Origin of the sequence: Cellulophaga omnivescoria (genome assembly GCF_027915275.1) — a bacterium.
Classification (GTDB): Bacteria; Bacteroidota; Bacteroidia; order Flavobacteriales; family Flavobacteriaceae; genus Cellulophaga; species Cellulophaga omnivescoria.
The window spans coordinates 3292904-3310556 of sequence record NZ_CP115819.1; the positions used below are offsets into that span (position 1 = coordinate 3292904).

Annotated in this window: 12 protein-coding genes and 1 pseudogene; 8 read left to right on the plus strand and 5 right to left on the minus strand. The window is 30.5% G+C overall.

All coding sequences use genetic code 11. The annotated features are described in order from the left end of the window. Window positions 1-41: 41 nt before the first annotated feature. The 5 genes and pseudogenes from lexA to PBN93_RS14560 form a co-directional block, all read left to right on the plus strand. Window positions 42-419 (plus strand): annotated as a pseudogene (lexA, locus tag PBN93_RS14540) (transcriptional repressor LexA); the annotation flags it as partial. Between the two features lie 321 nt (window positions 420-740). After that, the gene (locus tag PBN93_RS14545) at window positions 741-1241 is read left to right on the plus strand and encodes a hypothetical protein (protein WP_271080956.1); all 501 of its coding nucleotides are present in this window, start codon (window positions 741-743) and stop codon (window positions 1239-1241) included. A gap of 182 nt (window positions 1242-1423) precedes the next feature. Beyond that, complete coding sequence (locus tag PBN93_RS14550) at window positions 1424-2329, plus strand: hypothetical protein (RefSeq protein WP_271080957.1); 906 nt, start codon at window positions 1424-1426, stop codon at window positions 2327-2329. A 348-nt stretch (window positions 2330-2677) separates the two neighbouring features. Further along, complete coding sequence (locus tag PBN93_RS14555; RefSeq protein ID WP_271080958.1) at window positions 2678-3070, plus strand: VOC family protein; 393 nt, start codon at window positions 2678-2680, stop codon at window positions 3068-3070. A 112-nt stretch (window positions 3071-3182) separates the two neighbouring features. Beyond that, complete coding sequence (locus PBN93_RS14560) at window positions 3183-3695, plus strand: hypothetical protein (RefSeq protein ID WP_077399520.1); 513 nt, start codon at window positions 3183-3185, stop codon at window positions 3693-3695. Between the two features lie 101 nt (window positions 3696-3796). Here the strand turns inward: PBN93_RS14560 and PBN93_RS14565 are convergent, their stop codons facing one another. Continuing rightward, window positions 3797-3949, minus strand: a complete 153-nt coding sequence (locus tag PBN93_RS14565) for a YqaE/Pmp3 family membrane protein (RefSeq protein WP_077399523.1) — start codon at window positions 3947-3949, stop codon at window positions 3797-3799. 340 nt (window positions 3950-4289) lie between these two features. Between PBN93_RS14565 and PBN93_RS14570 the strand changes: the two genes are divergently transcribed. Further along, window positions 4290-5720 (plus strand): T9SS type A sorting domain-containing protein, encoded by a 1431-nt coding sequence (locus PBN93_RS14570; protein ID WP_271080959.1) that lies wholly within the window; start codon window positions 4290-4292, stop codon window positions 5718-5720. A 111-nt stretch (window positions 5721-5831) separates the two neighbouring features. Here the strand turns inward: PBN93_RS14570 and PBN93_RS14575 are convergent, their stop codons facing one another. After that, entirely contained in the window at window positions 5832-6536 is a 705-nt protein-coding gene (locus tag PBN93_RS14575; RefSeq protein ID WP_271080960.1) for a LytR/AlgR family response regulator transcription factor, read from the minus strand. After that, window positions 6529-7656 (minus strand): sensor histidine kinase, encoded by a 1128-nt coding sequence (locus tag PBN93_RS14580; RefSeq protein WP_271080961.1) that lies wholly within the window; start codon window positions 7654-7656, stop codon window positions 6529-6531. The genes PBN93_RS14575 and PBN93_RS14580 overlap by 8 nt, the downstream gene beginning before the upstream one ends. 227 nt (window positions 7657-7883) lie before the next feature. Between PBN93_RS14580 and PBN93_RS14585 the strand changes: the two genes are divergently transcribed. Then, window positions 7884-8771 (plus strand): ABC transporter ATP-binding protein, encoded by an 888-nt coding sequence (locus PBN93_RS14585; protein ID WP_271080962.1) that lies wholly within the window; start codon window positions 7884-7886, stop codon window positions 8769-8771. Window positions 8772-8774: 3 nt separating this feature from the next. Continuing rightward, window positions 8775-12332, plus strand: a complete 3558-nt coding sequence (locus PBN93_RS14590; RefSeq protein WP_271080963.1) for an ABC transporter permease/M1 family aminopeptidase — start codon at window positions 8775-8777, stop codon at window positions 12330-12332. Window positions 12333-12847: 515 nt separating this feature from the next. Here PBN93_RS14590 and PBN93_RS14595 read toward each other — a convergent pair. Together PBN93_RS14595 and PBN93_RS14600 are read right to left on the minus strand one after the other, a co-directional pair. Beyond that, complete coding sequence (locus tag PBN93_RS14595) at window positions 12848-14194, minus strand: vanadium-dependent haloperoxidase (protein WP_271080964.1); 1347 nt, start codon at window positions 14192-14194, stop codon at window positions 12848-12850. Between the two features lies 1 nt (window position 14195). Then, window positions 14196-17540 (minus strand): VCBS repeat-containing protein, encoded by a 3345-nt coding sequence (locus PBN93_RS14600; RefSeq protein ID WP_271080965.1) that lies wholly within the window; start codon window positions 17538-17540, stop codon window positions 14196-14198. Window positions 17541-17653 lie beyond the last annotated feature (113 nt).

Consider the following 17653-nt stretch of genomic DNA (forward strand, 5'->3'; position numbering starts at 1 on the left):
ACCAAGCCGTATTTAATACAACTACAACAGAAACCGATACGGTAAACATACCTTTAGTAGGCTCTGTAGCTTGCGGTTTACCAATATTTGCAGAAGAGCATATAGAGGCACAAATTGCCATATCTACAAAGTTGGTAAAAACACCTTCAGATTATTTTTTGCTAAGAGCCACAGGAGACTCTATGAACAAAAAAGGAATAGACAGTGGTGATTTACTACTAATTAAACGCCAGCATACTGCTGAAACCGGAGATTTAGTATTGGCCTTGTTAGATGATGAAGCTACGGTTAAAGAATTTAAAAACAACGGTAGTAACCTTGTTTTAAAACCACACTCGACAAACCCAAAACACCAACCAATTATTTTAACTACAGATTTTAAAGTACAAGGTATTGTAGCAGATGTTATTAAGGTGTAGTTAAATACATAAGTTTTTTGTGTTTTTTGTAATAAACAGGAGGGAAGTAGCATTTTCTCCCCAACTGTAGAAAGTGTTACCAATAACTAATTTTATACCATTTATAAATAAATAGTATCCAATTACACATATCCGTAATTGTAGTAAAAAAAATAGTTTTAAATTATAGGAAAATTTAACAGCCAAAACTAACAAAACTACATTAAGAGTGTTTATACACCCGTATTGGCGTAATAAACGCAGTTAATTGAGTTTATATGTAGTTACCACACATTACCACTGTTATGGATGATAGGAGAAATAAAAAAATAAATTATATAAATGGAATTCAATGAAAGTCACGCATACAAGTTTTTACTAAAGTTTAAGAAAAACGAGACGCTTATAATGACTAATTATACCGACTCAGACAAAAAAGGGTGGAATATTTTAGTAAAACGGGATTTAATTGAACATATAGGAGACATGCAATTTACTATAACTCCTAAAGGTAAAAAGGTAATAAGATTAGGAGGATGGAGTAGATATTTAGACTACTTAGAAAAGAAAGATATAAATGAATACAAAAAAGAGAATTATGATTTTTTGTTTTCTAAATACAGATATAAAACATTTTGGTTAGCTATTGTGTTAGCTGTTTTTGGCGGAATATATAGTGGATATGATTTTATAGAACGCCTAACCAAAGAAGGAGATTCCCAACAATCACAAATCCCCATAAAAGAAAAGGAATTGGAACTATCCAAACAGCATACTTTAATTTTAAACCAAATAAGTCAAGATTCTTTACAGATGACCAATTGCGCGAAAGAAAAACAATAGGGTTATTTGAAAACATAAAAATAAAAACGTGTGGTAACATCGTATAAAAATAATGCGTAGTTTAGTGTTTAATCTAGAGTTCGTGCACTTTTGTTACATCTGATTTTCCTGCGAAAAACCCTCGCATACAGAACCGCACTATTCTTATACGCAACGTTAGCAATAATTATAAATATAAAATATTGAGCTACATAATTTCAATAACTCGAAAGGACATTCCAAAAATCGATAAACTTGCATGGGTTTTATTGGATAAATTAATTCTTAGGGAAAAGAAAAAAAAACCTAAACAAGATTTTTTAGATCTAATTGAAAAACTAATATCGAAGTACCAATGTATTTCTAAATTATCAGATGATGACATAGATAATGGTGTCTGGAGTGATGGACCTCTGATAAATAACGCAGGTCATGATATTACAACTCTTGGTTTAGTTGATAACAAAGTCGATGAAGTTCTACCATTCATAATATCTATGGCCAATAAGAATGGATTTGTAGTATTTGATAAACAAACTAATATTATACATCGAACAGATAATAAAAAAATGCGATGGGTTTGGTTAATTAGTCTAGTTCTTTCTATAGTCGCTTTTCTCTATTTAATACCCAATAGTGTATATAATTTATCTCCTTTAATATTTTCAATACTTGGAGCCGCTATATCAATGCTGTTTTTAATTCAATTTTTTTATGACTTCAGAAACATTCAAGATTATCACGATAAAGTTGAGCACGGAAACGATACTAAATTTAAAATTTTAGCTGTCTCTTCTATTCCTTTGGCTTTCATACTATATATGACCTTTTCGATGAACTTTGCTTTTGATAAATCGAATGAAATTGAAGAATACGGAATGAAAACTGAAGGCACTATAATTTCAGCTAACGTTACAAATATTAGAAGAAAGACAGGTTCTGGAAAGGTTTTTTATGCCAAAGTTAAATTTGTAACCGAAAATGGAAAAACAATAATTTCAGAAGAACAAATTACAGAAGAAGATTATAAAAATCTTATTATTGGTCAACAAATCGAATTAAGTTATTCAATCAAAGACCCAAAACTTATAAAACTTAAAATGAAATAATTACGTGGAAATAACTATTGCCAACAATACCTATAAGTAATTGCTTGTTCTCACCTACTTCTGAAAATCCTCGCGGATTTTCAGCTTGGTGCGTACTTGCAAAGTTAAGTGCTAAACCACGCAACTACCCATAGCCGAGACCGTTGTGCTTAATTTAAAGTAAAATAAAAAAAAGAACAAAACTAAGCAGAACAAAACCTACAATTAATTACTAGTTCTAGCCTACTTATAAATCACTAAGACTCCAGACTAGCGGGCTTTCTATTCTGTTTTTATTTATTAAATTAGTTGCTTAAACCACGCAGCTAATCTTATACAAAACCGCTGTGTGTAACCTAATAAAACACTATGGACTTTAAACGAACAGGAATAATATTGTATACTATTGAATATAAAAAATGCGTAGACTTTTATGAAAACATACTTGAATTAAACAAAATGTTTGAAACTGAAAATCTGACGTGTTTTGATTTTGGCAACTCTTATTTGATGGTAGAGTTTGACGATGAATATAACGGAACACAAACTGAATCTGAACGAATTAAGACTTGTTTACGAATGAATGTTTCTAACGTTAAAATCCTTGCAGACAAACTGATTGAAAAAAATATTGAAGTAGACTACCAAGAACACACTTGGGGAACAATTGCGAAATTTTTTGACCCAGACGGAAATTTATGTGCCTTTAAGGACAGTGAAACTTTTGAAAAACAAATTGCAGACGGAATTAAAGTGAACTAAGCAGAAGAAGAGTTAACTAACACTTGTACAAGACTATTTTTATTTACTAAATTAGGAGCGTAAACACTAAAGGTTTAATAAGCAAAACCGTGGTGTATAATTAATTAAAATTATGAAAAACATTATTAAAATTGGAATTACGATTATTGGAATTCTACTCGTAATAAATTTTATTGAAAATTTAGACAGCTTAATATCTGAATATGTCAACTACTTGGAAATGAAAAAAATGGATGGTTACACATATTCAAAACAACCTAAACTACTAGATTTTATTCTTTCATTTATAGGTGTCTTCTTGAAATTAATTTTTGGATTATTTCTGATAATTAAACCATCATTATTTACAAATATATATATTCCTGATAACATTGAGTCTAATGATGAAAAATGGGCTTTAAAGTTAATACTAAGCTTTAAATATTGTTTAGCAATTTATTTAATCGTTTTTGGAATAATTGAAGTGATAGAAGTAATTGTTAGAGAATTTCAATTCACAGAAAAGGCTAGAAACAATTATGAATTTGTTAGGTATAGTTGGACTTCTGTAATACCCAAATGTTTTAGTATTATTATAGGATATATATTATATAAATCATTTAATGAAAAATTATTTTTAAAATAACGATAAACAGTAATGGATTTAAAATTTCTGTACTAATTTAATATAAAGATACACGATTTATTAGAGTATGCATTTTTATTAAAATTAATCTGCTAACACATTTAATCATTAACAATAAATGCGTGAATAACTCCTGGTAACCACCCAATAATAGTTAGTATAAGACTAATTAAAAATGTTTTTCCTATTCCGTGTTTCATAAATACAGCTAATGGTGGTAGTATTATATTTAGTATAATTGTTAGTATAGACATATGTAGTTGTTTTAATTATTAAGCAGTTATGTTTATTTGTTTTTATATGTATTTTATGCTAAATTATAAGTATTATGACCAAAGCTTTACCTCAATAAGTCATATTATTAACCTTATCAAGTTTATAAGAATTTCTACTTTATTTCATTACTATTTTTTAGTGAAAAATAATAGTGTTGATGTGTGTTCTCTTCATAAGTAGTAAATTATCCAATGCTAATACTATTTTATCCTAGATATTAATTGAGTTATTTTGTAGTGTAATTCTTACTACATTTGATTTTTTAAATGATTATACAATCATCACTAAAAAAATATTTAGTTCTAAAAATCAAAAATTATGAAAACAAAAAAACTACAATTAAGTTTTATTTTGGTATGTGTTTGCTTGCTAGGCTACAGTCAGCAACCTAACGGACAAACTTCTAATCCTAACGATAATTTTAAATTATTAAACGATTTTTCTGATGAATTTAATTCAGAAAATATTAATTGGAGCAAATGGAGTAAAACAGCTAATTTACCAAGTACTAAAGCCTGGAAATGGAACAACAATGCAAATGCAAAATCTGTAAACTTTAAAGGAGAAAGTGCTGTTGAGTTAACTATGCGTCAGAATGCAAATAATGTTATAGATGGTATAACCTATTTTAAAAGTGGTTGTTTACAATCTATAAAACAGTTGCCTAAAAACTTTGTAGGTTATGTAGAGGCTAGAATTTATGGTGCAGAAATTAATTCTCCAAAAGCTACTGGACTAGACAAGTACAGAGGCGTGTGTCCTTCTTTTTGGTTGTACAGTAAGTTTTTTGATAGTAAGCCAATTGGAGAAGCTGTATATACAGAAATTGATGTAGTAGAACTACAACAATTTGATTTTGATCCTAATGGTCCGGCTGGGCACCAACAAGATTTAATAACAGATGCAGAATCTAATCTTCACTTAGTAAAAAAGGCAAGTTTTGGTAGAGATTGGTATAGACCAAAACAACCAAAAGCAAGAGATGCTCAATTAAATAAGTACGAGTTACCAGGCAAATTTGACCCAACCAAAGGGTGGCATACCTACGGTTGTGAAATTACACCTTCTAAATTATATTTTTATGTAGATGGTGTAAGAGTAGGGAAGTCTTTAGATAATACCTATTGGAGTGATAATCCAATGTATGTTATAGCATCATTAGGCTTAAGAGTTCCATTTGTAGAGTTTAAAGGAAATGTATTTGAGCCTGTAAACCCAGAGGTTAATGCTAGAGCAAAAAAGAATATAGATGAAATGCCAGTATCTATGCACGTAGACTATATAAGAGTTTGGAAAAAAGATGGTTCTGGAGGAACTAATAATCCTGTTGGTAACTGTTCAACAGCTCCAACTTGGAAAAAATCAGGAAATTTTACAAAAGGAGACAGAGTAAAGCTTAATAATGCAATTTATGAACTAAAAGCTGGTAATGGTAGTTGTAGACCTGGTGGTGTTTCTAGTTGTTCTACAAATCAATGGACTAAAATTTCTGATTGTGGTACTAATAGTAGTAGTATTAATACTGACTCAGGAACTGTATATCCAAATCCTGCTAATACAATAGTTAATGTTGCTGCTAGTAAAGGAGATTTTATTAGAATAATTACTTCTGTAGGCACAGTTGTACGCACTGTAAAAGCTAAAAATAGTACTACTGTAATAGATATTTCTGCATTGCCAGCAGGTTTATATACAGTTACAATTACGGGTAACAACAAAAATGAAACTAAACAATTGCTTATTCAATAGCTTAAATTTAATAATATAAGGCAGAATTAAACTTAAGTTTGATTCTGCTTTTCTTTTTGGGTTTTTAATGAAACGACTTAGGAGGGAAGTGTAATGTGTGTGGAATGCCAATTAATTATGATATAGCCTGTTTACATTACTCTTATATGTTTGCCCAATCGGAATTTTATGCTCGTTTATTAAAATACGATTACCTTCTATAAATTTGATTTTATTAATCGCAACAATAAACGATTTATGAACCCTTAAAAAACTATCTTCATTTAAAATAGTTTCGTAATGTGATATTTTTTCGTGGCTAATAAACATTTCATTCTTTAAAAATAGTTTGGTGTAATTACCATAGGCTTCAATGTATAACAAATCATTCAAATCTATTTGGAGATACTTTTTATCGCATTTTACAAATAGGCTAGTAGGGTTGGTATCGCTGTTTGAAACTTCTTGTATTATCGGTTTAGATGTCTGTAACTTTGAAACCTTATTGACGGCTTTTACCAGTCTGTCAAAACTAAATGGTTTTAAAAGGTAATCGACTACGTTTAATTCATAACCTTCTAAAGCATATTCTTTATACGCGGTAGTTATAATTGTTTTAGGTGGCTGACTTAAGGCTTTTAGGAAGTCGAGACCTTTTAATTTGGGCATGTTAATATCCATAAACATAAAATCTACCTTGTGTTCATTAAGAAACTGCATAGCTTCCATAGCGCTATAACAATTATGAACCAATTCTATATGCGGAATTATATGACATAATTCCGTTATGACTTCATGAGCTAAAGGTTCGTCGTCAACAATTATAAACTTAAGCATGCGGTGGTATTTTTAATGTTACTTTATAGGTATTATCTGTTTTATTAAATAGTAACGTATAGTTTTTACCAAACAATAATTCTAAGCGTCTTTTTAGATTCTCAAGACCTATGCCACCTTTGTTAGTATGAGTCCCATCGAAATTATTTTCAATTTCAAATTGCACAAAATTATCGGTATACGTCAGATTCATATGAATGTACGCGTTATTTTTAGACCAGGATTCAACGCCATGTTTAAAAGCATTTTCTAACAAGATAATAAATAGTAAAGGTTTTATTTTTAAATGGGTATCCACATTATAATAACACTGAATATCCACGTCTTTTTTATAACGGATTTTATGCAATTCGATATAATTATTTAAATACGCGATTTCTTCACCTATAGTAACAAAGTCCTTTTTACCTTCATAAATGGTATAGCGCATCATATCAGACAATTTTAAAATGACTTCAGGTGCTTTATCAGAATTCTTAATAGTTAGGGCATATAAGTTGTTTAGGGTATTAAAAAAGAAATGCGGATTCATTTGCGCCTGAAGCATGGCTAATTCGGCTTTAGACTTTTCGCTTTTCAAATTTTGAAACCATTTCCATTGTTCATAAACCCAAAGGAAAAACAAAATTGGTATGGGTAAAAAGAACACGTAGAATGGATAATCTTTCTTAATGTCTAGATAGGTTTCTAAATCACCATAAAACAGTCTCAAATAAAGGAAATATATAAATAATGGTACGTAAATAAGTGCAATAAGTTTCCAGTACTTTTTTATAAATGCAGGAACCAGTAAATACACAACACCTATCCAAAAACCCATTAATATTATAAAAGTCACAGGATTATCTGGTATGTCCATTAAAGTATCTACACCTAATGCTACAATAAAAACAGCAATAAGCACCATAACTTTAAGTATAGTAACACCTTGACGCTTAATATAGTTGTAATTATGAATAGTTAATGCTATGGCCAACCACCAAAACAGGGTAATTAATATAACTTCAAGCGGATCATCATTAGGAATTTTTATAACACCAAAATAATCCAACATATAAAATATGGGGATAATAATTAGTGCCATTAAAAAGGCTCTATATTTTTTGATGTAATCAACCATATAGCAAAAGTAAGTATGTCCTCCTGTATTAACAAGAAAGTTGATAGACACTAATAAAATTTAGTTCAACGCTATAATTTTTTACATGAATGGGATTGATATTGCACTTTACTGTGTATGACTTTATATAAATACCATACGTCATATTAATTATAAAGGAGGTTCTCTTCAGTATATGTTTGTATTCTAACAATAGAAAACAGTACATCAATTAAAAATCAACAGTTATGAATACATTACAAATTAATAATTTAAGTAAGACTTATCCTAATGGTGTAAGAGCGCTAAACAACATTAATTTAGAAATTACCAATGGTATGTTTGGACTATTAGGCGCAAACGGCGCAGGAAAATCATCCTTAATGCGTACTATTGCGTCCTTACAAGAACCTACTTCTGGTAGCATTACTTTTAATGAATCTGATATTATTAAAAAACCAGAACACATTAGACAATGTTTAGGCTATTTGCCACAAGAGTTTGGTGTGTATCCAAAAATTTCTGCTGAAAAACTACTAAACCATTTAGCAGTTTTAAAAGGAATTTTAGATAAAAACCTGCGTAAAAAGCAAGTAACAGCGCTGTTGCAGCAAGTTAATCTCTATCAACACAGAAAAAAAGCGGTTTATACTTTTTCTGGAGGTATGCGTCAGCGTTTTGGTATTGCACAAGCCTTATTAGGAAATCCGCAAATTATTATTGTAGATGAGCCAACAGCTGGTCTAGACCCAGAAGAAAGCAATAGATTTTTAAACTTATTGAGTGAAATAGGGGAGAATGTTATTGTTATTTTGTCCACACATATTGTTGAAGATGTTAGAAATCTATGTCCTAAAATGGCCATTTTATCTAATGGTGAAATTATTTCAGAAGGAAATCCGAAAGATTTAGTAGCAAGTATTGAAGGAAAAATATGGACAAAAATAATTCCTAAAAATGATATTGAAGTGTATAAAAACACCTTTGATGTGATTTCAACAAAATTAGTAGCTGGTGATACGCAAATTAGAATTTTGTCTAATAAAAAGCCAGAAAAAGATTTCCAATTGATAGCACCCAATTTAGAAGATTTCTATTTCGCTTCACTTTTTAATAACCAAACAAAAAAGGCATAGGTTATGTTTAAGCAATTATTAAGATTTGAAATTTTTTATCAGTTAAAACAACGTGCATTTCCCATATTCTTTATTTTGTTTTTAGCCTTTGGAGTTTTTGTTGGTAGACAAGGGTTTGCGCCAACTGGAGTTGATTATAATTCAGTTTATCAAGTGTATTTCCATACCAGTTTATTTACATTAGGAAGTGTTTTTATTATAATGTTCTTTGCCATTAGTGCCATACTTCGTGATAAGCAGCACAATATGGAGTCGCTTATTTACTGTTCTTCCATACAAAAGGTTCATTATTTCTGGAGCCGTTTTTTAGGTACGTTTATATTTAGTGTTTTAGCTTTTACACCATTTATATTAGGCTATATCTTTGGAAACTATTTTTCTGATTTGGATGCAGAACGTATAGGTGATTTCCAATTACTAACTTATGTTCAACCATGGTTATATATTGTTGTGCCTAATTTGTTTATATGTTCAGCAATCATATTTTCTGTGTGTACCTTAACAAAAAATAGTATAGCAACTTATGTAAGTGCCGTATTTGTTTACATGCTATATTTTGTTTGTTCTCTATTTTTAAATTCGCCTATACTAGCGCAATCTGTACCTGCTTCACCAGAAGCTATGGCTTTTGCAGCAATTATAGACCCCTTTGGTGTGGCTGCTTTTTTTGAGCAAACACAATATTGGACACCTTTTCAAAAAAACTCACAATTACTATCGTTTTCCGGATTTTTTTTATGGAATAGATTGATTTGGATCGTCGTTGGTTTGGGAATATTACTTGCAACCTATATGATATTTTCGTTTAGAAAAATCACTAAAAAAGTTAAAAAAGCCAATAAATCAATAAGCAAAAACACCCAATTAGTGGCTTATAAACCATTATTTACAATACATAACTTTAAAGCACAGTATTTAGCATTTATCTCTTTGTTAAAGATCGAGTTGAAAAGTGTGTTTAAGAGTTTGCCATTTATTGCCGTATTAATTATGTGGTTAGCTATAGTTTTTTCAGAATTGTATAGTACCGTTATTAGTGGTGGCGAATATGGTGTGAGTCAATACCCATTTACAAACCAACTTATAAGTTTAATAGTAAATCCGTTAACGCTTTTTAGTCTTATTTTAATAATTTTTTATAGTGCTGAAATTGTTTGGAAAGAACGCAGCTTAAACTTTAATTTAATTATTGATGCTGTACCAACAAAAAATAGCGTGTTTTTTCTTGCAAAGTTGTTTGCAATCTTGTTATTACCTGTCATTATAATAACTACTGGAATTATTATGTGCATCTTGTTTCAGATATCTTTAAACTATAACAATTTTGAATTTGGCTTATACACATCGTTATACTATCATTTAGGATTACAACTTGCTGTATTTAGTATGATTGCCTTATTTATAAACAGTTTAGTAAAAAGTAAGTATTTGGGTATGGGTATCTTCGGTTTTATTGTATTGTTAAGTTTTAAATCTGATGCATTAGGACTAGAACATCCATTAACAAGTCTTGGTTTTATGCCAAGAATTTCCTTTACAAATATGAATGGTTATTATGGCAGTTTAAGCCTATTCAATCATTTAGCTATGTATTGGTTATCCTTTGGATTGCTGCTGGTATTCATATCTTTTAAAATATGGAATAGAGGAGTAGTGGCTAATTTTTCAACTAAACTAAAGCAATTTAAATATGGCTTTACATCTATTCAAAAAGTATTGTCTTATCTTTTAATTGTAGTATTTATTGGTTTCGGAAGTTTGATTTTTTACAATATGAGTATTGTTTCAGAGTATGAAACCAGAGCCGATAATTTAGATTTTAGAGAACAGTATGAGAAAAAGTTCAAACAGTATGAAGATTTAGAGCGACCATATTCCATATCCAGAAAAACTGAAGTTGCTATTTTTCCAAAAGAAAGTCGTTATACCCTAAAAGCGGATTATATATTGAAAAACGGAAGTGACCAACCCTTATCAAAAGTTTTTGTCACAGAACGTCTTCCGTTAGAGTCTATAACTATTAAAAATGCAAATTTAGTAACACATGATTGTGTTTATGGTATTTATATATTTCACTTTGAAAAACCGTTACAGCCCAACGATACTGTACGCTATACTTTTGAATTGAAACACGAACTTAATGGTTATGAAACAGACAAAACCATTGTAAATAATGGTACTTATATAACTCACAGAAATTTTGAGCCTATATTGGGATATAGTTCTGGAATAGAAATTACTAACAAAGTAGAACGAAAAAAACGGAATTTACCAAAGCGAGAGAAAGATATTATTTCTGATGAACATATTGCTCTTCAAGATTTTAACAATGAAAAAACAAACTTTGAAACCATTATATCTACAAGTAGCAACCAAACGGCATTGAGTTCTGGTAGCCTTGTTAAAAAATGGTCAGAAAATAATAGAAACTATTATCATTATAAATCCGAAAACAAAGTAATACCTATGATTGCTTATTTATCTGCAAGCTATAAAACTAAAAAGGTAGATTATAAAGGCATTAGTATTGAGCAGTATTATGATTCAGCGCATTCATTTAATATTGAAGACATTGAAAACAGCACCAAACAAACCCTAGATTATTGTGAGGAAAACTTTGGAGATTATGCATTTAACCATATTAGAATAGCAGAAATTCCTTCACATTGGTCATTTGGTGGCTTTGCGTATCCTGGTGTAATAAGTATGGTTGAAGATCGCCTGTATTTAGTAGATGTTAGAAACAACGAGACTTTCAATCTAGTTGCTAAAAGAACCATTCATGAAGTGGCTCATCAATATTGGGGACATACGTTGTCTGCAAAACCAGTTGCAGGTGGATCTATTTTTGTAGAAGGTTTTGCAAAGTATACCGAAGCCGTTATCATGGAAAAGATGTATGGCAAACGTGCTGTCTATGAATTGAGTGAAAATGCTAGAAGGCGTTATTTTTCAGGTAGATCTTTTGCAAGCGACCTAGAACCCCCAGTTTATAAAGTTCTTGGTCAAGGCTATATTTCTTATGGAAAAGCATTACACGTTATGTTGGCGTTGCGAGACCTTATTGGCGAAGAAAAAGTTAATTATGTTCTAAAAACGTTAACCGATACATATCGTAATAGTAACACTTTAGAAGCCAATACAATCGAATTTTTGGATTTGGTTTATAACGTTACACCAAAAAAGCAACATCACTTAATTAACGATTGGTTTAAAAAAGTAGTTACTTACGACTTAAGTATAAAGGAAAGTTCTTATGTAGAATTAGAAAATGGGACTTATGAGGTTAAAGCGATTATAAAAGCGAAACGTTTTGAAACTATAAACAATGGTGAAATAGTACCAATAGGAATGAACGAACCTATTAAAGTTGGAGTCTTTACAACGCATCCATCATTAGTAAAAGAGGATAGTTCTGTATTGTATTATGAGTCAAATTTAATTAGCGATGACATCACTGAAGTAAAGTTTATTGTAAGTGACCCCCCCAATTACATAGCTATTGATCCTTATGGAACAAGGTCTGATGAGAATTTAGTTGATAATGTGTATAGATTTTAACAAAATGAATTCTAAAAAAAAGAATCTCGAGTTTAACTCGGTCTCATAAAATTTTAGCTAAAACTATAGGTGAAAATAGCGTCCATATTTTAGGCTATACAAATACAATCATCCACTGGATGATTGTATTTGTATATAGTACTTTACTAAAATATCGTTTCAAACCATATTTAACTAAAAAACAAATCCACGAGAATCGCGTATTTAAAAATTTCTGTACCTAATTACAGAATACGCAAATTATGAGCAGTGTTTGTTTTGTTGTAAATATTGGTTTACTTGAAATTTTATAACTTTTTGTGAAAAAGTATTTTAGTTTTAGATAACCACTAATTATAGCTACACATTTAAATTATGTTAACCAAGCCACATTTAGCTTTATATATATATCATTAATTATGTAAAATATTGCTGAAATGCACTATTTCGCTGATTGTTATAAATTGCACTATAATTTATATTATGTAAAATAGGATTATATAAACCATACTCTATTTACTGTTTTCATATACATTTTAATTTACTAATGTTAGCTTGTTAATAATATGTGTGCCAACATTTTTGCCTTGTACAACACCGTTATCTATTGCTGCCCTGTAATGTATACCTCCATATAAACGGCTTATGGCAGCTTCATTTGCAGCCGCATTAAAAGATGTAAACTTTCTGCTTGGTAAACCAAATGGCAATTCGGTATCATCTGTAAAGCTAAAATTATCTCCAAATAAATGTGTTAATATGGTTGCAGATGCTCCAGAAACTACAGAATGTCCGCTAGTATATTCCGGAAACGGCGGCGTTTGTAATAATGGTGTCCATTCTTTATCTATGGTATTGTTTATTAAAGTTTCTGGTCTAATTAGGTTGCTACGGTATTTTTCATCCCAGCAACTAATAAAAGCATCAAAAATACCAATAGATGTTATGGTATTTGCGTGTACAGCAGCCATAAAGTCTAGCTTTTGCTGTTTGCACGCTATTTTTGTTATTCCTATCCAATGTGCACCTGGCGTAATTTTTTTTGTGGCAATCATTAAATGGCCTTTGCTAGTAGATACATAAGGATTACAATCCCAAAACTTTGCAATTTCTACTTCTTCAGACGTATCACCATTTTTACGAATCTCGTTAGTAACGGTATACACTTCTTGCAATTCTTTATAAAAATTACTTGTTGGTTCCATTGAAAACTCTGGATGTTTTTTAGGCTTAAATTGTGCAGCAGAATCTAAAACCATAGGTCTAATTTTGTTCCAATGTGGTTCTATACCGTCCATATAAGCTGGTGGTGTTGGTTGCCATCTACCAGGATTATCTGTAGTTACCGTATACCCTTTAAAAGACCTAGTTTCTTTATAATTGTCTTTATGCATCCAATCTTTTATTCGGTTAGCCACTTTTATAGCGTATGTTTTAGAAGCTGTAAACTCCTTTTTGTTAGTGTTTTGCCAACTTGTGTATAAACTATCTGCAAAAGTTGTAACTATCTCATCTTTAAAAATTAGCTCTTTGCTAACATCTATATAAGCTACAAGCGCAGCAACTTTTAGGTTTACATTTTTTGGTGCTTTTGGCAATGGTTGTAAGGATTGTATTTTACCAGAAAGTGAGTTGTATTTGCTGTTGTTTTGTGCAAGTATTTCATAAGCTGCAACATTTGGATACATATATATTCTGCTTGCCACTGGTGGCGAAAATATATCATGAATCATTGTTTCTGTAATTTTATCTACAGCGTTAAAATATGTATCTACAGGTACTTGTAAAGGCTTGTTTTGTTTTGTGCAAGACACTAATAAAACTAAGCTAAACAAAGCTATAATAGCAAATTTAGAATACAAACTATTTTTAAACTGGTACATTTTATTTATTAATATAAAAACTTTTAGCTACAGTATTGTTTTGTGTAGCTATAATTAAACTATTATTTGTTGCTGTTTTAGCTTCAATTATATGATTGGATTGTTCTGGCACATAAAAACCAGATGTACTATTAGGTACAACTATAAATCCTGTTTTACTACCTTTTAAATAGATACCTTTTATGGCTCCTGTAAAACCGTATACAGTTTCTGAGGTGGTATTATTGCCAACCAAAAGTACATCTAAATATCCATCATTATCTAAGTCTTTACTAAGAATATCATTTATTGGAGCAAGCTGACAAATATTTGGTAGTTTATTAATTTTAAAGGTGTTATTGCCCACGTTTTCTAAATAAACACTTGCAAATGTAGTTGCTTTTAAGGTTTCTTCTTCTAGGTTTTTTATTTCTAATAATTCTGTAAAAGACGGATTAGAAAATTCTGCATATGTGCTGTACTTTTGTTTTAAAGCAACCAGTTGTTTTACAATATCATCTCTAGTTTGTACAGGTAACAATACATTGTTTTTATCTGGATCTGTAAAATATTGTGCAACTACAGGATCTATACTACCATTTTTATCAAAATCTTGCTTGTAAACATATACAGGTTTATTTTTTTTGGGAGAAACAAAACTATTTTCTCCTTGGTTGCCAGCAATAAAATCTATATCGCCATCATTATCAAAATCACCGGCTTTTATAGTATTCCACCAACCATATACTTCTGTTGGAGTATTGCTATTGGTTAGCCAATTAGTTAAAGATTTTTCTAAAACCCCATTTTTATTAATAAAAACAGTAATAGGCATCCACTCTCCTACCACAATTAAATCTTGCCAGCCATCATTATTTACATCTTGCCAGGTTGCATCTGTAACCATACCAATACTAGTTAAAGCTTTGTTTTTTATAGGTGTAAACTTGCCCGAGTTGTTTTGTAATAAGCTACTTTTTGGCGTTTTAGGATAACTGCCTGCAACCAATCTACTACCAACAAAAATATCTATATCCCCATCTTTATCATAATCTGCAGCAGCTATACAAGATCCAATATTTGTTACGTTTGGTAAACTATTTTTTGTTAAAGAAAAAGTTCCTTTTCCATCATTAACATAAATCCTGTCTTGTAATAAATTAGAGTTGCTATCAAACTCTACTCCACCACTTGCTACATACAGGTCTAAGTCCTTATCATTATCAATATCTATAAATACAGCGGCTGCATCTTCATATATACTATCTAGCTTTTGTGTAATTTGATAAACACCATCTTTATTTTGAGTCCATATAGTAGATGGTTGGTCTTTACTACCTCCAATAAAAAGTTCGTCTCCTGTTTTTAGGTTTATATCTGCGGCAGCTATACAAGGCCCAAATTTAGAGTACTGACGCATTAATAAGTGCTGAGAAACAAAGTCATTAGTACTATTTTCTTGGTGTTTGTATGGTAAAATTGATGAGTTATTTTTTAGTAATGTAGATTTTAAAACTGGTGCAATATGGTCTGTTTTGGCATCTGTACTATTTAATTCTAAAACAGTATTTACTTTTGGTTGGTATATTTTAGTTAGTTGCTTACTTGGCCATACTATATGTAAAGAGTCTATTATAGTATCTTTTATTCCAAAATGAAGAATAGGTTCTACAGAAGACAAATACCCGCGTGTAACAGACTGGTATTGCGTTTGCATAGTGCCATTAGACCATAATTTTACCTTAGCTCCAATGGCTTTGGTATTTTGTTTGCTGCCTTTTAATTTTACTCTTAAAAACGTGGACTTAGAATTTAATTGCATTGTGTTATTTTGCAAAATAAAAGCCTTTTGGTTTATATTGTTTACAACAACGTCTATATCTCCGTCATTATCTAAATCTGCAAAAGCAGCACCATTGCTAAAAGATTTTTGTGTACTACCCCATTCATCACTAACATTTTTAAATTTTAATTTATTAGTGTTTTCATAAAAATAATTAGAAATAAAAACTCCTGGTGCTTTAGAAATTAAGGCAGACAATTCCTTGTTTTTAGCTTGTTCCGACCCAAAAATTGTGCTTTGTTTAGAGTAGTTTATAAAATCTAAATCTGTAATATCTTTTACATAACCATTAGTAATATAAATATCTTTATCGCCATCATTATCAAAATCTACTAGTAAAGGAGACCAACTCCAATCTGTTGCAGCTATACCAGCATAGTTTGCTATTTCGCTAGCCTGCAGTATAGTATTGTTTAATTTACCATTATGTACTTGTAAAGTATTGCGCATAAATTGTGAACTGTAATTATTGCGCTTTGCGGTTAAAAACTTATCATAATTATGAGCACCTAACATACTTTTTTGTCTATTATAACTTTCCGGTAGCATATCTACAACCATAATATCTGGATTGCCAGAATTGTTAATATCGGCAACATCTACTCCCATACCATTAAAACTTTGTACAGCCAATAATTGTTTGTTTGCTTCTATAAAACCTTTGTGTTTTCTTGTAACAGTATCTATACCACTGTTTAAATACAACAAATCTTCAGTTAAAAAATCATTAGACACATAAATATCTGGTAAATTATCGTTATTAAAGTCTTGCACGGCAACACCTAAAGAAAACCCTTGGTGCTTTATTCCTAAACTGTCTGATACATTTGTAAATATTGGATGATTTAAACCAGCAACGGAATCATTACGTAGCAAGTAGTCTGATAAATTCTTAGAGTAATAGTGCTTAGGAACGGGTGAATTTTGAGAAAAACGAGAACTTCCATTGTGAATTATAAATACATCTAAATCACCATCTACATCATAATCTAAAAACACGGCTTGCTGACTGTTATTAGGGTCGTTTAACTGGTAAGCCTCTGCTTCTTCTATAAAAGTTGGTAGGCCGTTTACGTTTAAACCTTTATTAATAAAGAGTAAATTATCGCAATTATTGTTACAATTTGGTCCTCCTACACTTAAATAAATATCATCCCAACCATCTGCATTTATATCTACAATTGTTACTCCGGTAACCCAAACATTGGTCTTAAAATTTGCAACTTCAGAAATATCTAAAAAACTAAGGTTCCCTTTATTTAAATATATTTTAGAAGATACTTGGTTGGCGGTAAAAACAATATCTTGTAAACCATCATTATTAAAATCACCAATACCAACTCCTCCTCCATTATATATGTACTGAAAAGTAACAATATTTAAACTATCGTTACCAGTAATTGTGTTGTTAAAATCTACTTTAGTTAGTGCTGCATCTAAAGAGGTAAACCTTTTGTTGCTTGTGCGCTCATTGCATGAGCTAAAAATTAAAAGGGTAATACAAAATAGTAATACGTATTTCAAAATGGCGGCTTTAATTTATATGAAGCAAGTTATAAAAAAAAGTTTTATAGAAAAGTGAAAATATATAGAGCAAATTTTAGTAGCATAATCATTTATTATAAAATTAAAAACTC